Genomic DNA, 22805 nt, shown 5'->3' with positions numbered 1-22805 from the left:
TACGATGTATATTATGTTAAATGACAAATCTGCCAACATAGATCAGCAGTTCACCAAGGCGTCTTGTTGACACAAAGCCAGTACGCGCCAGCCTGGCAGACCATGTCCGCCATCACATCGAAATCCATGGGTTTGACCACGTAGCTGTTGGCACCCAGGTCGTACGACTGCACCACGTCCCGCTCTTCCTGGGAAGACGTCAGTATCACCACAGGAATCCGCCGTGTGCGCTGGTCTGCCTTGATGGTGCGCAGTACCTGCATGCCATCCACCCGTGGCATCTTCAGATCCAGAAGCACCAGCTTCGGGCTGGCTTCATCGTGTTGCGAATATTCTCCAAGCCGAAACAGATAGTTGATGGCCTGTTCGCCATCTTTGACCCACAGCATCCTGCTGGCGAACCCTCGCTTCTTCAGCGCGCGGATCGCGAGTTCTGCGTCGTTGGGACTATCCTCGACCAGGAGAATATCGACTTCTTCAAACAGCTCCATCGCAGCCCTCCCGTGGGACGGTGAAATAAAACGTGGCGCCTTCACCCACGTTGCCCTCGGCCCAAACGCGCCCGCCATGGCGGTGCACTATCCGTTGGACCAGCGCGAGGCCCACGCCGGTTCCCGGGAATTCCTGGGCATCATGCAGGCGCTGAAAGACCCCGAATAACTTGTCTTTGTACTTCGGGTCAAATCCGGCGCCATTGTCACGCACGAAAAAAGTGTGTTCCTGGTCGTCTGAGATAGCTCCGATCTCAATGCGAGGATCGTTCTGCTTCGAGCTGAACTTGAGGGCGTTCGACAGCAGGTTCGTCCACACTTGCCCCAAAAGCACCCGGTCTCCTATCACGGCGGGCATGGCCCCGATATGCAGGTTCACGCGGCTGAAGTCCTCGCGTTCCTTAAGCGCATTCCAGGTAGTGAGCACCAGGTCCCCCATCGCCAACTCCCCTACTTTGAGCGCCCGGCGTCCCAATCGCGACAACGCGAGCAAATCATCGATCAGCACACCCATCCGCCGCCCCTCGCTCTGGATGATCTGAATCTTTCGTCGGGCTTCGTCATCCAGACTCTCACCATGGTCTTCGACCAGGGCCTCCGAGAAACCGACTATCCATCGAAGTGGCGCACGCAGATCATGAGAGACGGAGTAACTGAAGCTCTCAAGCTCTTGATTCGCCGTCTGCAGCTGCATTGTGCGCTGAGAGACGCGTTGTTCCAACTCGGCATTGAGGTTGCGTACTTCCTGGTCGGCACGCTCACGCTCTTGGGCTTCGCGTTCCAAGGCCTTGTTGGCCGTCTGCAGGGCTTCGGCGCGTCGCCCGATCTCAGACAACATGTCATTGAAAGCATCCGCCAGGTAGCCCAACTCGTCCTTCGTGGTCTTTTCCACCCGCAAAGAGAAGTCTTTCTGCTCAGTCACCTGCCGTGCCAATTTTGTGACGGCGAGGATGGGTTTCGTCAAGGCCGACTGCAGCCATACCGAGATGCCGCTGGCCACGAGCAAGCTCAGGCCCATCACGCTGGCGAGGATGCCCAGGTAGCTCCAGAACCGCTGGACGAGTTCGTAGTCCGCGCTCATATAGACGGTGCCCACGATCTCGTTGTTTTCGAGAATTCTCTTGAAAACCGCCAGTTCGTTGTCTTCCAAACGCACCCCATCTGACTGGGGCAGCTCGGGGATTTTGTGCCCCGTGAAACTCCCCTCGCCTCGGTATTGCGCCACCATCTTTCCGCGCGCGTTGTAGATTGCGGCCGCCCGAATCTGGCGCCGGGTCTTCAGCAGGGAGAGGTTTTCCTCTGCGGATTTGTGATCATCAAAAGCCAAGGCGGGACCGGTCGCTCGGCCCAGGATTTCTGCCTGCGTCTGTAGATCGCTGACCACATTTTGTTTGTACGTCTGAAGTTCATACCAGGCGAGCGCGGCGCCTGCCACTGTCAGTGAAACGAACGTGGCCGCGAGCATGGCCAACGCGAACTTGTAGCGGAGTGAGCGAGCGATGGCGTTCCACATTTAGCGCCCCTCGCCATGCACCTTCTGGGCCACCGCGAGCAATCGGGAGCTCAGGCGCAGTCCACCTTTTTTGACGGAATCGAGCGAGACCTCGAAGCGGACATTTCTATCCACGGGCAGAAAATTGATCATGCCTCCCAGCGCCAGCCCTGCTGGCTCTTCTGTGACGACAAGTACCGGCCGGGCTTGCAAGGCACCCCTCAAGGGTTTCAGCTGTGTGGCATCACCCTTGCCAACGAACAGGATGGCGACATCGTCCAGGGAGTCTCCAGCTTTGAGGCGGCGAACCGCAAGGCCCCGAGATTGAATCTTGCGGCCCTGAACGATTTGCATCAGTTCCTCGGCAATGGGATCGGCTCCCAGGACGCCAATCGTGAGAGGTGCATCCACGGGGCCCGGAGATCCTTCAGGCCACTCAACGTAGCCTGCAAATTTATAGAGAAAAGCTGCTTTGATTTGGAACTCATCGTTCGGCCAGTCTGGCTGAGCTGCACACGGGTTGATGAGCACACCGAGCAGCAGCAATGCAAGGACCAAGCCCCGCTTCAACAGCAGCGAAGACAGCCAGGTTTTCACAAAGTCCACCTGATTCGCAAGGCAACGTTGCGGGGGATTTCTTTGCGGTTCATCGGCGCATTGAACTCCGGGTGAGCGCCATCAAACAGATTCTGACCCACGATCGAAAATTCGACCCCGGGCCGCACTGTCCAGCCAAAACGCACATCCACGGCCGTGTATGCAGGCACCGCGGGGTCGGGCAACGCCCCTACCCTTCGCACAATGACGTCGAGTTCCTGGCGATGGGGCAGATTGAATCCGGCACGCAGCATCCACTGGTGGCCAGGATCGTTGCCCAGCGCGCGGGGCCCTTCTGGATCGGTACTCCCGGGCATGACGCGCAGGTTCTTGCGCAATACCGACAATCCGCCCGCCAACCGCAGATTGCGTGCCGCGTGCCACTCGCCCCAGGCTTCCAATCCCCAGGTCTTTCCTTCGATCATGTTCTGCACCTGCGCACCAGGCGCTCGCTGCCCGCTGCGCAATTTGTCCCAATGGTGCTGAAATGCAGTGACCGAATAGGACAATGTTGACGATGGCTGGGATCGGTATCCAAGCTCCAGGACCTTGGCGACTTCAGACTCGAAGTCAGGTCCTCCAGCGATGATGAATGGGGGGTTGGGCGGCAGCCGTATGTCGCGGTCCAGGCGCGCTGGCGCCCGCACTGCCCGTGACACAGCGCCCCACCAAAGCTGGTGTGGAGAAGGTTTCCACTCAAAGCGCGCGCTTGGAAGGGACTCCATTCCTGTGAAATCATTTCTTTCCAGTTTGGTGCCAACCGTCAGGTTGAGATGCTCGGTCACCTTGAATTCGTCTTGCACAAACAGATTCGCCCAGTGCAGCGACGCTTGTGCCGGAGCAAACCCGAAAATCACGCCCGGACGAATGACATCACTGGCCTGCCTGTAACCGCCGCCCCAGAGCAGCCGGTGCGACTCCAGTGGCACACCGTGCTGAAACTCCACATCAAGAACACGCTGCCGTGGTTGGTACAGAAACGCGTCTTTCCGGTCCGTGTAGTCGTAGTAGGCCTGCAGGCGAACGTCCTGCCCTGCTTCCAGCTTTCGCGTCAGGCGGCCGAGGATGTTGGCACCGGATGCTTCCACCCGTCCTATATCAAAACGCCCAAAGAACCCGCGGTTGTCTGTGGCGCCCTCGTACACGTCGCCTTGCAAGGTCAGCTCGGTGTTTTTATCCGCCCAATCAGCCCTCCACCCCAGTTGCCCACGCGAACGGCCATCCGTGGCTGCTGCGTTCCCTATCGACACGACCGGGCGCGTCACATCCCCTTTTGCATAGACGCGAAAAGTAGCGCCCTCGCCCAGCACGCCACCGTATCTGAAAGACGCTTCCCGCCCCTGATTGCCCGCGCCAACCACCAAAAGTCCCCCTTGGGTGTGGGCAGAGGATTTGGTGATCACGTTGATCACACCGTTGACTGCGTTGGCGCCCCACAGGGTGGCGCCAGGCCCGCTGATGACTTCTATTCGATCGACGTCTTCCAGCATGACGTCCTGCTGGTCCCAAAAAACCCCTGAGAAAAAAGGTGTGTAGACCGTGCGCCCATCGATCAAGACCAGGAGTTTGTTCCCAATGGCATTGTTAAAGCCACGTGCACTGATTGCATATTGGCTTGCGTCAAGGCGGGCGACCTGAAGATTGGGCGCCAAGCGCAAAGCTTCCGGAAGGGTGGCAGCGCCCGAACGGCGGATACTGTCGGAAGTGATCACAAAAATCGCGGCGGAAGCGTCCCCCAGAAACTCGGGATGCCTCGCAGCGGAAGTGATCTGAATGTTGGCCAGCTCTTCGATGGAAAGCTCGGCAAGCAAGGAGGCCTTGTTATCCTGTGCCTGCACAGAAGACAAAGGCAGCAAAGACAGGGTCAACCACGCTGTCAGGTATGTTCGGATCTGTATCACGGCCAGCCTCCCCCATGTTTGCGTGGCAAGCTTTCGTAGCCAGCCATTCAAAGCATGGTAGGTTGAAAACCTTTTGGTGCAAACCTTTCAACGGGGGTTGCGCATCCAAACGACGGAAATTAAGAATTTCTTGATGCCCAGGGTGCTGCACCCTAGACTACTTTCAGCACGGCAGTGTTCCGCAGGCATCGTCTGCGGAAGGAGGAATACTTGCAAGCCGCCCCCCTGAACATCCTGATGGTCGAGGATGAGCCCAACGATGCAGAACTCGTCGCACATACCTTGCGGCGTGCATCGTTGCACTTTACAAGCCGCCGGGTAGACAACGAAGAACGGCTGCGCCACGAGCTGCGTGCGAGCGTGCCGGACATCGTCCTTTCAGATTTCAGCATGCCCCGCTTCAATGGCATCGACGCGCTGTCAGTGGTCAGGGAGATGTGCCCAGACGTTCCTTTCATCTTCGTATCTGGAACGATTGGAGAAGAGAACGCCATCAGCGCCCTTAAAAGCGGTGCAACGGACTACATCCTGAAGCATGACCTGGGGCGTCTTGCCCCGGCAATCCATCGCGCTCTCAACGATGCCGAGTTGGCGCGGGAGCAAAAACGCACCCAGGAAGCTTTGCGGCATAGCGAATTGCGGTTTCGTCTGGCGGCCTCCACGGGCGATGTCTGGGACTGGAATATCGACACGGGTATTGCACAGATTTCAGCGCAGTGGAAGTTTCGCCTGGGTTATGCGGACGAGGAAATCGAAAATACGGCAACGGCATGGCTCGGTCTATTGGAGCCCAACGATCGACAGATGGTCCTGAGCGCTTTTGCCGCCCACATCAAAAACCGTGCTCCGTACGATGTGGAATACCGGGCATTGGCCAAAGACGGCTCCTACCGCTGGTCACATGCCAAGGGCCAGGCGGTATGGGATGCCAATGGCTTGGCGACCTATATGGCCGGCTCTGTCGTTGACATCACCGAGCGAAAGAATGCAGAACTCAAAGTCAAGCGCCTCAACCGGATTTATGCGGTATTGAGTAGCATCAATTCTTTGATTGTAAGGACACAAGATCGCAAGGATTTATTTCAGGAGGCCTGTCAAATTGCTGTGAATGCCGGGGGCTTTTGCCTGGCATGGATTGGAATTATCGACATTGAGGTGCAAAAAATTACCGCTGTCGCATGGGCAGGTGCGGGAGAGGATTATATTGATCACATACCGATGGGAATCGATTCCGATCGGCAGGACTATGGGCTTATTGGCGAATGCATTGAAAATGCAAAAACCATTTTAGTTCAAGACATCAAGAGTGACACCAGGATTTTATTGCGACAGCAGGCAATCGCCCGAGGTTTTCAGAGTTTTGGCCTTTTTCCACTTTCTGTCAAAAAAAAACCTATCGGGCTCATGGCCCTATACGCCTCAGATCAGGATTTTTTTGATGAAGCCGAAATTCAGTTGCTCCAGGAACTCGCATCTGACATCGCCTTCTCCGTAGATCATCTCGAAAAATCAGAACGGCTCAACTATCTGGCTTACTATGATGCACTGACAGGACTTCCCAATCGAAGCCTGCTGCAGGATCGCTTTCACCAGCTGATTAAAAATACCATTCGAGAAGAAGATGACGGCTACATTGCATTGATATGGATGAATATCGAGAGATTCAAAAATATCAATGATACTTTGGGACGGCATGCCGGAGATGCGATGATTCAATCGGTCGCCAGGCGATTGATTGAAGCACTGGGCTCCAGCGACAAAATTGCACGAATGGGATCAGATCAGTTTGGAATCATCGCAACGTATCGGAGCGTTCCTGCAGAAATAGCCCACCTTCTGGCTGAAAAAATATTTCCCTTGATGGAGCGTCCTTTCATCTTTGAAGGGAAAGAGCTGTATTTGTCTTTCCGGACTGGGATATCCCTTTTTCCCGACGATGGAAAAGATGCAGACACATTGTTCGCACACGCTGAAGCGGCTTCGCGTGAGGCCGGTGCGGCCAGTGGCCGTTACCAGTTCTACACGCCGTCCATGAATTCCCAAGTGCACAATCAACTCAACATGGAGAGCAAGCTTCACAAGGCGCTCGAAAATGAAGAGTTCGTATTGCACTACCAACCTAAAGTTTCGCTTTGGGACGGAAAAATTACCGGAATGGAAGCGCTTATTCGATGGAACGATCCCGATGCCGGGCTTGTGTCGCCTGCGGTTTTCATCCCCATTCTGGAAAAAACCGGTTTGATCATCGACGTTGGGCAATGGGTTCTACAAAAAGCTATTCAGGACTATGAGAAATGGCGCAGCCAGGGTCTGGCCCCATCACGGATCGCTGTCAACGTTTCGGCAGTCCAGATACGCCGATCAGAATTCGCCAGTGTTTTGAAATCCTGCCTGAAAGGTTATCAAGGGTCGGAGGTGCCTCTTGATATTGAAATCACCGAAAGCCTTTTCATGGAGGATGTGGACATCAACATCCAGCGGCTCCACGACATCCGTGCAATGGGTGTCCGCTTGTCCATTGACGATTTTGGAACCGGTTATTCTTCACTCGCATATTTAAAACGATTTCCTATAGATTTTCTGAAAATCGACCAAAGTTTTGTGAGGGAAATAATCTACGATCCCGATGCGGCTGCAATTTGTAGCGCAATCATTGATCTTGCCCATAATCTCAAATTAAAAGTGATCGCAGAAGGTGTGGAAACTGAAGCGCAAATGAATTACTTGCACCGCAAGAATTGCGATGAAATTCAGGGGTATTTCTTTAGCAAGCCGATATCGGCTACGAATCTTGGTCAACTGCTTGCAGATGGGACTGCGCTGAAAATTGCAGTGCAGCCCTCTGCAGGTGCCAAGAGAATTTTGATCGTAGATGATGAACCAAGCATTCTTTCATCCATGCGACGACTATTGAGGCGCGATGGATATGAAATATTGACGGCCAACAGTGCAAAAGAAGGGTTCGAGATCCTAGCGCAGCATGAAGTTCAGGTCATCCTCTCGGACCAACGAATGCCTGAGATGTCAGGAACAGAGTTCCTCTCCAGGGCGCGCGAGCTTTATCCCGACACCATCCGAATAGTGCTTTCGGGATACACCGACCTGGAATCTATCTCAGATGCCATTAACAGGGGTGCAATCTATAAATTTCTGACAAAACCCTGGGATGATGAGTTGCTGCGGGACAATATTCGCGAAGCGTTTAGGCACCATGATGCAGCACAGCGCAAAAAGGCGTAATTTTCTAGCTGTGCGATTTCTTAGCCATCGGGTCCCAAGACTTCGCCATTGGGTCCCCACGTTACCTGGGTCAGCCCCGGTTCCAGCGCTTCCAGACGGCGGCGCTCTAGTTCCGTCGCATTCAGCTTCCCGAATTCATGGCGCCCGACGTCAGCCAGTTCGCTTTCATGGCGCAGTTGGTCCGCCCTTTCGAGGGCAGAGCGGACATGGCCAAGCAGGTCTTTTTCGTCCCAGGGTTTCAACAGATAACGGAAAACTTCGGCGTCATTGACTGCGCGCATCAGGTTCTCCGAATCGGAGGATGCACTTAAAACCATCCTGACGGCCTTGGGTTGGATGGCCCGGACCAAGCCCAGAAACTCCACGCCGGTCATGAGCGGCATTCGAAAGTCCGAGATCACCACATCAAAAGCAACCTCCCTCAGTCTGGCCAAAGCGACTTCTGGATCGACGGTCTCTTCAATGCGAAGGTCGGAGCCAAGTCCTGCACGGAGGCTCCGCTTGATCGCTGCCAGGACATGGTGTTCATCATCCAGTAAAAGAATTCTCTGCATGGACGGCTCCCTCCGTTACGGTTTTATCGGCAAGATCATTTCCACGTCGTCCCGTCCTTCGCGCATTCTCAGCCGCTTGATCAGTTCGGCAGTGAGCACGTGGTCGGCGGCCAACAACACCGCACCCTCACTGGACAGCAGGTCTCGCGCCAAGACCATGCCGGGTCGAAGTTGCTCGGTGCGCAGCAGGCGCGGCGGAATTTCCGCTCCGGGCGCGGCCTTCAGAAGCATCTGCAGGAACACGTCCACCACCTCGGGATGAAACTGGGTTCCCCGGCCCCGGGCAATCATCGACCGGGCATCCGCAGCACTCAAAGGTGTGGAGCTGAGGTGGCCGATTTGCAGATCGTCGTAGGTGTCTGCCACCGCGAGGATGCAGGCCCCCATGGGAATCATCTCGCCGACCAAGCCATCTGGATAACCCAGTCCATCGTGCCGCTCGTGGTGGCTTCGGATAATGTTGGAGACCGTCTGCATGTCGTCGAGGGCCATCAGTGCCTGCTCCCCCAACACCGCATGCCGTCGGTACTGTGCCGTTTCTTCTTCGGAAAGTTTGGGCACGGGCTTGGCCAACAAGGTATCGGGCAAGGCAATCTGCCCAATGTCATGCATGAGCCCTGCGATAAATGCGTCTTGCTGATCCGCTTCCGCCATGTTCATGGCCCGTGCGGTGCGGCGGGCCAGGTCCGCCACACGGCGTGAATGACCGGAGAGTTGCCCGCCTCGCCACTCCATGAGGTTTGAAAACACCTTGATGGAAGTGAGATAGTTCTTCTTGATTTTTTGACTGAGCTGGAGCAATTCGCTGGTGCGCGCCGCGACCTTTTCCTCCAGGGTTTCATTCAATTCCATCAAGGCCTGGTTTTTGGACCTGAGCAGTTCCTCCAACCGGGCTTTTTCGTCTTCCAGGGCATGGCGCTCAAAAATCTGGTGCGCCGTGGCAAGCACCTCACCGTCATCCCACGGCTTGGTGATGTATCGATAGACTTCTCCGCTGTTGATGGCCGCGATGGTTGAACCAATGTCCGCGTAGCCCGTGAGCAGTACGCGCGTCGTTTTGGGCCACCGCTCCCGTATCTGCTCCAGCAACTGGGCCCCGCTCATGCCGGGCATTCTCATGTCGGAGAAGACGAGGTCCACAGGCTCTTGCTCCAGGTGCGCAATGGCTTCTGCACCACTCGTGGCCGTTGCCACCTGGTATCCGCTGCCACGGAACAGCCGCCTGAGCGAAGCCACAATATTGGGTTCGTCGTCCACGCAGAGAATGCGCCAGACGCGCTGGCCATCGTCCTGCTTTAGGCTGGCGCCCTCCTCTTGCAAAGCCGCCCCTGACAAGGCGGTGACGTCGATAGGGGAATTCACACCTCAAGCCTCCTGCGGGTGACGAATCGGCAGCGTGACACGAAAACGTGTCCCAACCCCCTGCTCACTGAACACGTCAATGCTTCCTAGATGCTTCTTGACGATGCCATAGGAAAGAGACAGTCCAAGACCTGTGCCTTTGCCCACCGCTTTGGTGGTGAAGAACGGATCAAAGATTCTTCCCAGATTTTCCTTGGCGATGCCCTCCCCTGTGTCCTGTATTTCCACCCACACCTGGTTGTCATCAGCGCCGGTGCGAATGGTGATAGTGCCGCGGTCTGCCTGGATGGCATGTGCGGCGTTGACCAGAAGGTTCATGAACACCTGGTTGAGTTCAGAGGGCAAGCACTCGATATCCGGGATTTCTCCATACGCCTTCACGACCTCTGCCTTGTATTTGATTTCGTTGTTGACGATGTTCAGCGTGGAATCGATGCCGTGGTGCAAATCGGCCAGAACCCACTTTTGCGAGGTGTCCACACGGGAGAAGTCCTTCAGGTTCTGGACAATATTGCGCACCCGGGTAATGCCGTCTTTGGACTCTGTCATCAACGAGGGAATGTCCTCTTTCAGGAAGTCGAGTTCAATCTTCTCGCGCAAGGCCTTCAAGCGTGCGGCGACGGGAGTGCCCGCCAAGGCGGACTCGGCCTCTTCGTAAGCGGCAAGCATCTGAAACAGATCGCCCAAATAGCGCTCAAGGGTTCCGAAATTTGAAAATATGAATCCAATCGGGTTGTTGATTTCATGGGCAACCCCTGCGGCCAATTGCCCGATGGAGGCCATTTTTTCAGACTGCATCAACTTGTCCTGCGCATCCGAAAGCTTGGCGTTGAGCTGCATCAGCTCTTCATTGGAGCGCAACAGCTCCTTGACCCTGTCCGCCGTGACATCGATGGCAGAGAGCGAGGATGTGGTGTTCATGGCATCAGCCAATAGTGGATCGTGAGAACTCATATCAACCCCTCCTCAGGCCAGCAATGCGTGGCAGACCACTTCGTGTTGTTCAGCCACCGCATCAAAAACTTCTGCATAGTCCTTGTCGCCCAGTGCCAGCCGGCCCCATGCATCCAGGGACAGCAGCGGCACCATATCGTCTTCCTTGTGCGAAAGATCGAGGCCGTGTGCAATGTTGTCGGCAACATGGACGAGGTCTGCGAGCCCCCTGTTGCGCGTGGAAGGCGGCCGGTGATGGCATGCGATGGCGGTGACGATCTCTGGGGCAAAGTGCCAATGCTCTGCAATAACACCACCGACCTCCGCGTGGTCCACACCAAAATGGTGCCGCTCCGCGGCATGCATAAGACAGTCATGTTCTGCCCGGTAGGCAATGGCGTGGGCATATTCCTCCTCATAGGAACTGACCAGGACCAGGCGCCCGATGTCGTGTACCAGACCCAGCGTAAATGCAGCGTCCTCGTCCAGTCGGGTGCGCTGCGCCAGGGCTCGGCAGGTAAGCGCGGTACCGATCGAGTGGCGCCAGAACGCATCAAAGTCGAAACCTTGGCAGCGTGACTTGGAAAACCCGCCGACCAGGCCAGCGGCCGTTGCCACGCTGCGCAACGTGCGCAGTCCCAGGATCGCAGTCGCCTCGGCGATGGAGGTGACCTGACGCGGCAGGCCATAGAAAGACGAATTCGCGAGCCGAAGGGTTTTGGCGGCAATGGCCTGGTCGTGCGATATCTTCACGGCCAGTTGCTCGGCAGAAATATGGCTGTCGCCAAAAGACTGGATCAACTCCAATACCACCGCTGGCAGCGCCGGCAGTTCGTGGACGCTGCGCAGGATGGCATCCGTAGTGAGTTGCTTCATGGCCTCTCTCCGGACCGATACCTCAAGATGAGGTGCAGCAAAGGGTTGAGTTGCCCGACCTGCATGGCGGGCCTGAACAGATGCAGCAAACGCTTTTCAGTCTGTGCCTGCTGAGCGGCAGGGTCCAGCGTCTCGCCCCGGTGTTCTACCTCTTCGGGGGCATTCACAAAGATGGTGTCGATTCCCCGGTGCTGCAAGCTGTTCAGAATCCCGCGCGTGACAGGCGTACCCGCTGGCAACAGAAGCTGTGCATGCGCATCCAGCACTGGCTGCGCCAGAAGCAGCCCCTCGGGGAGCAGTTCAGTCGTTGTGGCAAGAGCTTGCATGGGCGCCCATATGGTTCAGGCCACACTGCTGGGGACCAGGACCAGCAGACGACCTCGTGAATGATTCTCCCCTCCTACCGAGCGGCAAACAACGCGAAAAGTCCCTCCAGCCAGTTGCACGTCGTGATAGCTCTGGTCCGCGGCCCGCCACACATGGCGCAAATCGGCCGGTAATACCTCGTCAGCATCCTGTCCCAACAACGCCGTGTTTCTGCCAAACAGGACTTCAGCGTCTGCATTCACAAAGGCCACCATGCCTTCCAGGTCTACCCCGATGACCGCTGCAGGAATATGGTCCAAGACCTCCCGCGCAACACTCAGGCTACTCTCTTCGCGGTGAATTTGCTCCCGTTGATTCGTGAGCAACTGTTGCAAGCGGTCGTTCACGGCACTGAGTTCCTCGTTGGCACTGAGAACAGCATTCGCAAGGCGCCGATTGTCATCAGCCATCCCTTTTTGAGTGAATGCTTCGGCGACGTGGCCGCGAAGCCGTTCGTCATCCCACGGTTTCGTGAGGAACTTGTAGATGGCACCCTCATTGATCGCGTCGGTGATGGACTGCAATTCCGTGTAGCCAGACAGAACCATCCGCACGGTGTCCGGATACAGCTCCTTGGCCCGGCGCAGAAACTCCACCCCGGTCATACCGGGCATTCGCTGATCCGAAACAATCACATCCACCGAGTTTTCGGCCAGCCTTTGCAAACCTTGCGCTCCGCTGTTGGCCGTCACGATGTGATAACCATCCCTGCGCAGCAATCTGCGCAGCGCAGAAACAATGCTGTCTTCGTCATCAACCAACAACAAGGTGCGTTGGTGGGTGCGGCGCAGCAGCAAGTGCTCTGGCAGCGCCTTGCTCTCACGCAATAGCCCCCCCATGGCATCGGTTGTGAGCAAGCCGCTGAAATAGTAGCCCTGCATCTGGTCGCAGCCGTTGGCGATGAGCAATGCCAGTTGCCCCTCAGTCTCCACGCCTTCCGCCAACACCTTCATCTGAAGGCTGTGCGCCATGTTGATGATCGCGCGCGTGATGGACACATCCTGCGATGCCGCCGTGACGTCATGAACAAACGAGCGGTCCACTTTCACCACGTCAATGGGCAGGGTGCGAAGGTAGCTCAGGCTGGAATAGCCGGTACCAAAATCATCGAGCGAAATTTCGATGCCCAGCGCCTTGAGGTCGCCCAGAATGCGCGCTATGCGGGCACTTTCTCCCATCAGTGCACCCTCGGTAATCTCCAGCCCCAGCAGCCTGGGGTCCAGGCCGGTTTCAATAAGAATTTTCTGTATTTTCTGGGTCAGATCAGGCTGTTGAAGCTGGCGAGCCGACAGGTTGACGGCAACCCGGCACATGACATGGCCCGCGTGCTGCCACTCCAGGGCCTGGAGGCAGGCCGCACGCAAAACCCATTCGCCAATGGGTACGATCAGGCCCGTTTCTTCTGCAACCCGGATGTAGCTGGACCGGGGTATCAAGGTGCCATCGGGGGAATTCCATTCCAGGAACGCCTCGGCACCAATAACGGTGCCGCTGACCAATTCGAGCTTGGGCTGAAAATGCAGTTCGAACTCGTTGCGCTCCAGCGCCCGGCGCAACCCAGATTCCATGGCGAGCCTGGAGATCGCCTTCGAATGCATGCCCGAGCTGAAAACGCAGATCTGGTTCTTGCCCAGTTCGTGGGCGCGATACATGGCCGCCTGAGCCTGCTGGAGCAGCTTTTCCGGGTCTTCCCCGTGCACGGGATAGATCGATATTCCGATATCGCACGTCACCTTGATCTCGTTGTCACCGATGGCGACCGGCAGAGACAGTGCGTCCACCAATGAGGCCGCGATGCCCCGAGCCAGGGTCTCGTCCACGGTCTCTTCCCGCGCCAGCACCAGCAAAAACTCGCCGCTGCCAAAATGCGCCAGCAAATCGTCCTGCGACACCTGAGGCTGCAGCCGTCTTCCTACCTCCATGAGCAACTGGTCCCCGGCTGCGTAGCCCAGTGATTCACTGACGAGCTTGAGTCGGTCGATCTCGACACTCAGGACCGCAATTTGCCGCCCTTGCCGCGCCGCCTCGCGCATTTTTGTATCCAGATACTCCGTCAGTGCGTTGCGGTTGGGCAGTCCGGTGATTTCGTCGGTGTTGGCGAGCTTGTCAAGTTTCTGTTCCGCCGCGCGCTGCAGCGTGATGTCCTGCAAAAGCGTAACCGTTCTGACCACTTTTCCATCTTCATCGGCTTCGGCCAGGACCCGGTGCAGTACCGTGCGCAAGCTGCCGTCGGCATGAACAATGCGGTGCTGAAACTCGCAGACGTCATCGGGAGAAACGCCCTCGCTGATAGCCTGGACATACGGCCGCTCCACGGGGGGAACTTTGGCCAGCAGCCAGTCTTTGTCGGGGGGATCCTCGGTTTGCGGGATGCCGAAGATGGCGTGCATGCCGGACGACAAGGTGACGGAGCCAGAAACCAGGTCCACCTCGGCAGAACCTATGCGAGCGAGCTCCTCGGCGTTGCGAAACAACTGGACGCGCTGCTGGGCGTAGCGTGTCGCCGCCTGGATGGCACTGACGTCATGCAGCGTGACCAGATCTGCAGCTTGCGCCGAGAGAAAAATTCGCGCACCCCAGACCTGGGCGCCGAACCGTTCGCCATTCTTGCGCTGGCATTCGATCTCATAGGCTTTGCCAGGAACGCCCGCCACCCGGGCGCTGGCCTGCTCCCGCACCATGTCCCGATGCTCGGGCACGCACAGCAGCATGGGGTCCATGCCTCCCAGCATTTCTTCCTGCGTGTACCCAAAAAGTTCCAGAAGCTTTGGATTCACAAAAAGGAATCGACCCTTTTGAATCACAAAGACGGCCGCTTGCACCTGCTCCACCAGCAGCCGATAGTCGGCTTCAGACAGCGCGATCTCCTGTTCAAACGAACGGTCTTCAGTATCGTGACTATCCATTGTGATAAGCCTTGGCTAACACGGAAATGATGCAACGAAGCCCATCGACGGCGGGGCTTCAGGCTTGCATTGGGCCGCCTCTGCCTTCACCCCTGTGGCGCTGCGTTGCGAAGAATGGTGTCGATGGTTGCAGGGCTTTCCGTCAGCCAGTGGCCTCCTCCCGATTCATTTGCGCAGTTTGCCCGCCTGCCCTGGAGCGTCGAGTCTGCGGCCCACTGTACCTATCCAGTTGCCGGTTGTCACGACATTGCCGCGAGTGCGCATGGGGTCCCCTCCTGCAATGCCGGGATACCCGTGGTTCTCCCTCAATATGGGGCGCGCCGCTCCGTCGTAGCCGCACCACAAGACCAGTCCTGCTATAAACCTATTTACATTTTGAGCAACTGTCTGTGAGACTGTTGCAAAAAGAGAGGGTCGATATGCACACGAGTATTTCAGTGGCACGCCTCGTCGCCCGAGGGCTGGCAATGGCGGTTATTGCTGTTGCGATGACCCTGCCCCAGGCCCAAGCCCTGGACAAACCCACGGGCACCGTGGTGCTCACCATCGATGGTGCGATCAGCCAGACGAACAACGGCTCACAAGCCCAGTTCGACATGGCGATGCTGGAGAAACTGCCCCAACACAGCTTTTCCACGCAGACCCCTTGGTACCCCAGCGCAGTCACTTTCACAGGCCCGCTGCTGCGTGATGTGCTGGCGGCCGTCGGTGCCAAGGGCAAGAACATCACGGCGGTGGCGCTCAATGATTACAAGACAGAAATTCCCATTGACGATGCCACACGCCACGACGTCATCGTTGCCCGGCTCATGAACAACCGCCCCATGCGTGTGCGCGAAAAAGGGCCGCTTTTCATCGTCTACCCGTTTGATACCAAGGCCGAGCTGCGCAGCGAGCTGTATTACAACCGCGCAGCCTGGCAACTGCACATCCTGCGGATCCGCTAGCCCACACGCACTCCTTACAGGCACTCCACCATGATCCGGGGCAAAAACGTTCTGCGACTGATCATTGCGGGCCTGGTGGTGGCGTATGTGGCCATTGCAGGAGTGCAATACCACCAGTACCGCAGCGTGGAAGCGGTCATGCGCCGGGGCGACGTCAATGCCTTGTGGTCTTTCCTGCAGCTCAACGTGGAGTACGAGAAGCTGGACCACGCGCTTCACCAGTTCGAGATGGACCCGGCCAGCCTGCCCATGGACCGGCTGGAGCTGCGTTACGACCTGTTCCTGAGCCGCTTCAGTGCGCTCGAAAGTGGCACCGCCCGCACGCTGATGCAGGAGGAGCCAATCTACAGCACCGCCCTTGACGCATTGCAGAAATTTGTTGCCGCAGGCGATGAGCATTTCGGGCAAAGCGTGGATACGGTGTCCAGCCGCACGAACATGCGGCTCCTGCGGGCCGAGCTGAACAAGCTGCGCGACATCGTTCAGGAACTGTCGCTCCAGGCGTCGCGCATCTCCGCCCTGCTGGGCGACCGGCGCAACGAAGAGGTCAAGCACCAGACCCTGCTGACCACCGGGCTGACCGCCTTCCAGGCCATTCTGACCTTCCTGCTGGCCTTTGCGATGGCGCGCCAGTTTCTTCAGCGTGAAAAGGCCACCTCCCAGGCCATGGAGGCACAGGCCGAACTGGTGGATGCCCTCAAGCGCAGCGAAGAGGCCCTGGAGGCTCGGGTGGCCCAGCGCACTACAGAACTGCAGCAGGTCAACGCCGCACTGCGGGAACACGAGGACGAACTGGTGGTGGCCCAGGCCAAGGCCGAAGATGCCTCGCGCATGAAGTCGGACTTTCTGGCCAACATGAGCCACGAGATCCGCACGCCCATGAACGCCGTGATTGGCATGAGCCACCTGGCGCTGGCCACGGAGTTGACCGTGCGCCAGCGCGACTACATCCAAAAGATCCAGCGGTCCGGTCAGCACCTGCTGGGCCTGATCAACGACATCCTGGACTTCAGCAAGATCGAAGCGGGGAAGCTGGAAGTCGAGGTGGTCGATTTCGACCTGCACGGTGTGCTCGATAACGTGGCCAACCTGCTCGGCGAAAAATGTGCCAGCAAAGGGCTGGAGCTGATGTTCGACGTGGACTCCCACCTGCCCGCCGACTTGCGCGGAGACCCCCTGCGGTTGGGGCAGATTTTGGTCAATTACGCCAACAACGCGGTCAAGTTCACGGACGAGGGCGAGATCATCGTGCGGGTCCGCGAAGCCGCGCGGGATGCGCAGGGCGTCCTGCTGCGTTTCGAGGTGCAGGACACCGGCATTGGCCTCACCGACGAGCAGCAGTCGCGGCTGTTTCGCTCGTTCGAGCAAGCTGACACCTCCACCACACGCAAGTACGGAGGCACCGGCCTGGGATTGGCCATTTCCAAAAAACTGGCCAGCCTGATGGGCGGGGACGTGGGTGTGCAAAGCGCGCCGGGCCGGGGCAGCACGTTCTGGTTCACGGCCCGGCTGGGCCTGGGCGCTTCCACACAGCGGCCGCTGTTGCCGGAGCCGGACCGGCGCGGCCGCCGCGTGCTGGTGGTAGACGACAGCGAACAGGCGCGGCAGATCCTGGCGGAGCTACTGTCCAGCATGAGCTTTTCGGTGACGCTGGCCAGCTCAGGAGCACAGGCCGTGGACCTGGCGCGAGCCGCCGATCAGGCCGGCCGGCCCTGCGAAATTGCCTTTCTGGACTGGAAGATGCCCGGCATGGACGGTTTTGAAACCGCCCGCCAGCTGGCCCAACTGCCCCACCCACCCCGCCCCGTCATCGTCACCGCGCATGGCCGCGACGACGTTCTGAATGAACTCACACGCTCAGGCATCGGGCTGATGCTGACCAAGCCTGTCAACCCATCGCAGCTTTTTGATGCTGCGATGCGTGCGTTGGGCGGGGCGCAGCGGGTGGACGATGGGCGGCGCCTGCCGGCCCCACCACGGGGTGCAGAGCTGGCGTCGATCCGGGGTGCGCGGGTGCTGCTGGTGGACGACAACGATCTGAACCAGCAAGTGGGCCGCGAACTGCTGGCCAGCGCCGGGCTGGTGGTGGACGTGGCCGACAATGGCCAGGCCGCGCTTGACATGCTGGCCCGTGGTACCTACGACATAGTGCTCATGGACATGCAGATGCCGGTGATGGATGGCCTCACCGCCACCCGCCACCTGCGCCAAAACCCCACCTGGGCGCGCCTGCCGGTGCTGGCGATGACGGCCAACGCGATGAGCAGCGACCGCGAGCAGTGCCTGGACGCGGGCATGAACGGGCACATCGCCAAACCCATTGACCCCGAGGCCCTGTTTGCCGCACTGCTGCAGTGGATTGCGCTGCCGCACACCGGCACAGACTCCGGCGGCATGACTGCTGCAGCGCTGCCTGCGGTGGCTGACGTCCCTTCAGTGGCGACGCGGGGTACAGCAGACCCGCTTGCACACATCGAAGGCCTGAATGCGGCCATCGGGCTGCGGCGCGTGCTGGGCAAACGCGCCGCCTACGAAGGCCTGCTGCGCACGTTCGTCACCGGCCAGGCCAAAGCAGTGCAGGAAGCGCAGGCGCATCTGGCCTCAGGCCGGCCGCAGGCAGCGCAGCGGGCCATGCATACCTTGAAAGGCGCGGCAGGCACCATTGGCGCGCTGCGTCTGGCCGAACTGGCCAATGCTGCGGAGCAGGCCATTGCGCACAAGGCGGCGAACGAGGCCCTGGATGCCCTGCTGCAGCCTGTGGACGATGCCTGCCGGGCCCTCGTGGTTGCCCTGCAAGGGGCCTTGCCTCCCGAGCCTGACACACAGCACGCGGCGGGAGCTGCGGGAGCCCTGGTGGACGAGGCGTGCACCCGAGAGCTGGTAGCGCGCCTGGACGCCTTGCTGGCAGACAGTGATTCCGAAGCCGTAGAGCTGTTCAAGGACTCCGGCCCCAGCCTGAAGGCCCTGCTCGGCCCCGCCTACGTCGACATGAAACAGCGGCTGGACAACTACCTCTTTGCCGATGCGCTGGACGTGCTGCGCAAGGCGGGGAACAACAACACACAACACAAGGAGGACCCAGTTCATGAATAGTCCATTGGAATTGAGCGGCAAATGTACGGTGCTGGTGGTGGATGACACACCCGGCAATTTGTCGCTGATGAGCGACCTCCTGCGCCCCGACTACAAGGTCAAGCTGGCCCCCACCGGCGAGCGTGCGCTGCAAATCGTGGCGGCCGAAAAACCCGACCTGATCCTGCTCGACATCATGATGCCGGACATGGACGGCTACGAGGTGCTGCGGCGCCTGCAGTTCAACCCCGACACCGAGGACATCCCGGTGATCTTCCTGACGGCCATGAGTGCCACCGACGACGAAACCGTGGGGCTGGAGCTGGGCGCCGTGGACTACATCACCAAACCCGTCAACCCCGCCATCACAATGGCGCGGGTGCGCAACCACCTGCAGCTCAAGCGTGCCCGGGATCTGCTGGCCCACCACAACCACTTTCTGGAGCAGGAAGTGGCCAACCGCACGCGCGCCCTGGCCGAGCTGCAGGACGCCACCATCCGCGCCATGGCATCGCTGGCCGAAACGCGCGACAACGAGACGGGCAACCACATCCGTCGGACCCAGCACTATGTGGAAGCGCTGGCCCGCAAGCTGCAAGACCATCCGCGCTTTCGCGACGAACTCACGGAAGACGCCATCCAGGTGATCTTCAAGTCCGCCCCGCTGCACGATATTGGCAAGGTGGGCATCCCCGACCGCATCCTGCTCAAGCCGGGCAAGCTCACGGTTGAGGAGTTCGAGATCATGAAGACGCACACCACGCTGGGCCGGGACGCCATCGTGGCGGCAGAAACCGAAACCACGCAAAACAACCCGTTCTTTCGCTACGCCAAGGAGATCGCCTACAGCCACCAGGAAAAGTGGGACGGCTCAGGCTATCCCGAAGGGCTGGTGGGCAACACGATCCCTCTGTCAGCACGGCTCATGGCCGTGGCCGATGTGTACGACGCGCTGATCTCCGAGCGCGTGTACAAGCCCGCCTTCACCCACGAACACGCGGTCGAGATCATCCGCGACGGCCGGGGTAGCCACTTCGATCCCGACATGGTCGACGCCTTCCTGGCACTGTCCGAAGAGTTCCGGCGCATCGCGCAGCGTTTTGCCGACGGGGAACATGCCCTGCAGGCGCAGCTCGACCGCATTGCCCAAGACCTCTCCACCGACAGCGCGGTCATCGGCGACAGCAGCGGCAACCATGGCAGCGGCGGTTAGCCGCAGGCGCCTGCGGCGCTTTCTACCGCCCCACCCTCCGAGGTGGTGGTGGTGCGGTGTCCGTTGAGGCCCAGCTTGGCCAGCAGTTGCACGTCGGCTTCCACATCAGGGTTACCGGTCACCAGCAGCTTGTCACCATAAAAGATCGAATTGGCACCAGCCAGGAAACACAGCGCCTGCACCGCTTCACCCATTTGCTGGCGCCCGGCAGACAGGCGTACCCGGGCCTTGGGCATGGTGATGCGGGCCACGGCAATCATGCGCACAAAGTCCAGCGGGTCGATGGGTTCGCTGTCAGCCAGCGGCGTGCCGGGCACCCGCACCAGGCTGTTGATGGGCACCGACTCGGGGTACGGCTGCAGGTTGGCCAGCTGGGCGATCAGGCCAGCGCGGTGCACTGGCGCCTCGCCCATGCCCACAATGCCGCCGCAGCACACGCTGATGCCCGCGCTGCGCACATGCTGCAGCGTGTCCAGCCGGTCCTGGTAGGCGCGGGTGCTGACCACATCGGTGTAGTACTCGGGGGCGGTGTCCAGGTTGTGGTTGTAGTAGTCCAGGCCCGCGTCCTTGAGCGCCTGCGCCTGGTGCGATTCGAGCATGCCCAGGGTGGCGCAGGTCTGCAGGCCCAGGCCCTTCACGGCGCCGATCAGGGCGCTGACTTTTTCGATGTCGCGGTCCTTGGGCGCACGCCAGGCGGCCCCCATGCAAAACCGTGTGGCACCGGCGTCTTTGGCCGCCTGGGCGGCGCGCACCACTTCGTCCACCTCCATCAGCTTGTCGGCCTTCACGCCGGTGTCGAACTCGGCGGCTTGCGGGCAGTAGCCGCAGTTCTCTGGGCAGCCGCCGGTCTTCACGGACAGCAGCGTGGCCAGCTCGATGTCTCCTGCGGGCCAATGCTGGCGGTGCATCGTCTGCGCCTCAAAAAGCAGGTCCATCAGCGGCTTGTCCAGCAACGCCTGGATAGCGTTCACCGTCCAGGGGCCTTGCGGCGCGGGGACGGGTGTGGCGCGCCGGTGCAGGTGCAGGGGTTGCACAGGTTGCGCGGCGGGAGCGGCAAGGGTCGTGGAGGACATGGCGGTCAATTCCCTTCAAGGCGTCTGCCCCACAGTGGCACGGGGCCGCCGGGGAGCAAGAGGTTGGTTACACAGCGCGCACCGCACGAAACGGGGTGGTCCCACACGGTACGCAGCGAGGTGGGCGGATTCTGGACGAGAAAAAGGCACAAACACACGCCACAGGGTCACAAAAGGTGCCAAGAAAAACGTGGTGCCAATAGCCGTCAAATTCAGAATTTTTTGAGCACAGAAGACGGTGATTTGGAGATATTTACCAGGTTTTCGTGCGTTGAATTTTTTGCCTGCATCAAAATTCCGGCAGCGGTCGTTATCTGTACCTAACAGGCGCGCGATCTGCCGGACATACGCCTGAAGATGGCCGACGTTCAGGCGTTTGCCTGCAGCCCTCCGTCAGCCCAGCGCAGCAATCACGTCGGCCGGGGCCTGGACCAGCTCGATCAGCACGCCCTCACCCGCAATCGGAAACTCGTCATTGCTCTTGGGGTGCAAAAACGTGATGTCGTAACCCGCCGCGCCCTTGCGGATGCCGCCGGGCGCAAAACGCACGCCCTGCGCAGTCAGCCATTCCACAGCCCGGGGCAGATCGTCGATCCACAGGCCGATGTGGTTGAGCGGCGTGGCGTGCACGGCGGGTTTTTTTTCGATGTCGAGCGGCTGCATGATGTCCACCTCGACCTTGTGGACGCCCTGCCCCATGGCCAGGATGTCTTCGTCCACGTTCTCGCGCTCGCTCTGGAACGTGCCGGTCTGCGTCAGGCCCAGCATGTCCACCCACAGGGTTTTCATGCGCTGCTTGTCGGTGCCGCCAATGGCGACCTGCTGGATACCCAGGACTCGGAAGGGCCTGTGGGATGCGGTCATGCTGATTGCTCCTTGATTGATAGCTAAAAATAGAGTCCCATTAAGCGCCAGCGGCCAATTTCATTCAAAAAATGGCCGACTTGAGTGGCTTGCGACCTGGTGCCTACCCCTCGCGCAACACCCAACTGCTCAGCGTGGCGAAGTATTCGCGCAGCCAGGCGTTGTAGCGTGTGGCCAGGGGCGTGGGTGCTGCCACCGGCACCATGTGGGTAAAGCCGTGGCGCTGGGCAATGCGCAGGGCGCGCGGCAGGTGGAAGTCGCTGGTCACCAGCGCCAAGGGGGCCGTGGCGGCCACACCGCGCGCCTGCAGCAAGGGGCGACTCCATGCCAGGTTCAGTTCGGTGCTGGTGCTTGCCTTTTCCAGCACCAGGCGTTCAGGTGAAATCCCGTGGCGTTCTTGCAGGTAGCGCGCCATCACCTCGGCTTCCGTGTCCGTTGCGCCCCAGACCTGGCCACCGCACACCGCGATCAGGGCGGCGGGCTGCAATCGCGCCAGCGCGGCCGCCGTGTCCAGCCGCGCTGCCAGCGCCGGGCGCGGTTGCCCGTTCTGGATGCCAGCCCCCAGCACCACAATGGCCTGCACCGGCGGCGCCTCGGCCGGAGACACGCCAGCATCCAGCAAAAAGGCCCAGAAAACCGCCACGCTAAGCATCCATGCCGCCAGACCACACCAGCCGGCATACCACCACTGCTGGCGCCGCCGGTCATGGTGCCGCCAGCGCGCCAGCGGAGCCCACCACACCGCCAAAGCCAGAAAAAGGGCTCCCAGCGCAACGGGCAGCATGGTGCCCAGGTTGAAGTGCCCCAGAACCATCAGCACCGCACCATCCAGCACCAGCGCGCCGCCAGCCAGCGCGAGCAGCATGCGCAAGGCCCTCGTCATTGCGGGAATGGACCCAGGTGACGGATTGTTCGGGC

General features: G+C 59.4%; 17 protein-coding genes. 4 read left to right on the top strand and 13 right to left on the bottom strand.

Going from position 1 to position 22805, the window contains the following annotated elements; translation table 11 throughout:
* Nucleotides 1–50: 50 nt before the first annotated feature.
* From ASE39_RS14485 to ASE39_RS14470, 4 genes are read right to left on the bottom strand one after another with little or no spacing between them, the layout of a single operon-like run.
* On the bottom strand, nucleotides 51–491 hold the full coding sequence (locus ASE39_RS14485; protein WP_057271614.1) for a response regulator: 441 nt from the start codon (nucleotides 489–491) through the stop codon (nucleotides 51–53).
* Nucleotides 478–2004: a HAMP domain-containing histidine kinase gene (locus tag ASE39_RS14480; protein WP_057271613.1), complete on the bottom strand. Its 1527-nt coding sequence runs from the start codon at nucleotides 2002–2004 to the stop codon at nucleotides 478–480. Before ASE39_RS14480 ends, ASE39_RS14485 begins: the two co-directional genes overlap by 14 nt.
* The gene (locus ASE39_RS14475; protein ID WP_158004255.1) at nucleotides 2005–2580 is read right to left on the bottom strand and encodes a YfiR family protein; all 576 of its coding nucleotides are present in this window, start codon (nucleotides 2578–2580) and stop codon (nucleotides 2005–2007) included.
* The gene (locus tag ASE39_RS14470) at nucleotides 2577–4448 is read right to left on the bottom strand and encodes a TonB-dependent receptor (protein ID WP_158004254.1); all 1872 of its coding nucleotides are present in this window, start codon (nucleotides 4446–4448) and stop codon (nucleotides 2577–2579) included. The genes ASE39_RS14475 and ASE39_RS14470 overlap by 4 nt, the downstream gene beginning before the upstream one ends.
* 243 nt (nucleotides 4449–4691) lie before the next feature.
* On the opposite strand from ASE39_RS14470, the gene ASE39_RS14465 reads away from it, so the two are divergent.
* Nucleotides 4692–7721 carry an EAL domain-containing protein gene (locus tag ASE39_RS14465; RefSeq protein WP_140426142.1) on the top strand — a complete coding sequence of 1010 codons (3030 nt, stop codon included), beginning with the start codon at nucleotides 4692–4694 and terminating at the stop codon, nucleotides 7719–7721.
* 20 nt (nucleotides 7722–7741) lie between these two features.
* Here the strand turns inward: ASE39_RS14465 and ASE39_RS14460 are convergent, their stop codons facing one another.
* The 6 genes from ASE39_RS14460 to ASE39_RS14435 are packed head-to-tail and all read right to left on the bottom strand — an operon-like array spanning nucleotide 7742 to nucleotide 14718.
* Nucleotides 7742–8275: a response regulator gene (locus ASE39_RS14460; protein ID WP_010458853.1), complete on the bottom strand. Its 534-nt coding sequence runs from the start codon at nucleotides 8273–8275 to the stop codon at nucleotides 7742–7744.
* Between the two features lie 15 nt (nucleotides 8276–8290).
* Nucleotides 8291–9637, bottom strand: a complete 1347-nt coding sequence (locus ASE39_RS14455; protein WP_082615454.1) for an HD domain-containing phosphohydrolase — start codon at nucleotides 9635–9637, stop codon at nucleotides 8291–8293.
* A gap of 3 nt (nucleotides 9638–9640) precedes the next feature.
* A complete protein-coding gene (locus tag ASE39_RS14450; protein ID WP_081474556.1) occupies nucleotides 9641–10591 on the bottom strand; it encodes an ATP-binding protein in 951 nt (316 codons plus the stop codon).
* A gap of 12 nt (nucleotides 10592–10603) precedes the next feature.
* Nucleotides 10604–11446, bottom strand: a complete 843-nt coding sequence (locus ASE39_RS14445; protein WP_010458856.1) for an HDOD domain-containing protein — start codon at nucleotides 11444–11446, stop codon at nucleotides 10604–10606.
* Nucleotides 11443–11772 (bottom strand): hypothetical protein, encoded by a 330-nt coding sequence (locus ASE39_RS14440; RefSeq protein WP_010458857.1) that lies wholly within the window; start codon nucleotides 11770–11772, stop codon nucleotides 11443–11445. The genes ASE39_RS14445 and ASE39_RS14440 overlap by 4 nt, the downstream gene beginning before the upstream one ends.
* Nucleotides 11773–11787: 15 nt before the next feature.
* Entirely contained in the window at nucleotides 11788–14718 is a 2931-nt protein-coding gene (locus tag ASE39_RS14435; protein ID WP_057271610.1) for an EAL domain-containing protein, read from the bottom strand.
* Nucleotides 14719–15206: 488 nt separating this feature from the next.
* On the opposite strand from ASE39_RS14435, the gene ASE39_RS14430 reads away from it, so the two are divergent.
* The 3 genes from ASE39_RS14430 to ASE39_RS14420 are packed head-to-tail and all read left to right on the top strand — an operon-like array spanning nucleotide 15207 to nucleotide 19950.
* Nucleotides 15207–15665 carry a molybdopterin-dependent oxidoreductase gene (locus ASE39_RS14430; RefSeq protein ID WP_010458859.1) on the top strand — a complete coding sequence of 153 codons (459 nt, stop codon included), beginning with the start codon at nucleotides 15207–15209 and terminating at the stop codon, nucleotides 15663–15665.
* A 30-nt stretch (nucleotides 15666–15695) separates the two neighbouring features.
* A complete protein-coding gene (locus ASE39_RS14425; protein WP_057271609.1) occupies nucleotides 15696–18758 on the top strand; it encodes a response regulator in 3063 nt (1020 codons plus the stop codon).
* Entirely contained in the window at nucleotides 18751–19950 is a 1200-nt protein-coding gene (locus ASE39_RS14420; protein WP_050812433.1) for a two-component system response regulator, read from the top strand. Before ASE39_RS14425 ends, ASE39_RS14420 begins: the two co-directional genes overlap by 8 nt.
* On the opposite strand, the gene bioB is transcribed toward ASE39_RS14420, so the two are convergent.
* The 3 genes from bioB to ASE39_RS14405 all read right to left on the bottom strand — a co-directional run bounded on the left by bioB (nucleotide 19947) and on the right by ASE39_RS14405 (nucleotide 22752).
* Nucleotides 19947–21032 carry a biotin synthase BioB gene (gene bioB / locus ASE39_RS14415; protein WP_057271608.1) on the bottom strand — a complete coding sequence of 362 codons (1086 nt, stop codon included), beginning with the start codon at nucleotides 21030–21032 and terminating at the stop codon, nucleotides 19947–19949. The two genes, ASE39_RS14420 and bioB, sit on opposite strands and share 4 nt — an antisense overlap.
* A 384-nt stretch (nucleotides 21033–21416) precedes the next feature.
* On the bottom strand, nucleotides 21417–21887 hold the full coding sequence (locus ASE39_RS14410) for a VOC family protein (protein ID WP_057224476.1): 471 nt from the start codon (nucleotides 21885–21887) through the stop codon (nucleotides 21417–21419).
* Nucleotides 21888–21990: 103 nt separating this feature from the next.
* Nucleotides 21991–22752 carry a YdcF family protein gene (locus tag ASE39_RS14405; RefSeq protein ID WP_082615453.1) on the bottom strand — a complete coding sequence of 254 codons (762 nt, stop codon included), beginning with the start codon at nucleotides 22750–22752 and terminating at the stop codon, nucleotides 21991–21993.
* Nucleotides 22753–22805 lie beyond the last annotated feature (53 nt).

It is taken from the genome of Acidovorax sp. Root267, from assembly GCF_001429215.1.
GTDB classification, from domain to species: Bacteria; Pseudomonadota; Gammaproteobacteria; order Burkholderiales; family Burkholderiaceae_C; genus Acidovorax; species Acidovorax radicis.
The sequence above is the reverse complement of the archived record's forward strand: the minus strand, read 5'-3'. Positions and strand labels throughout refer to the sequence as shown.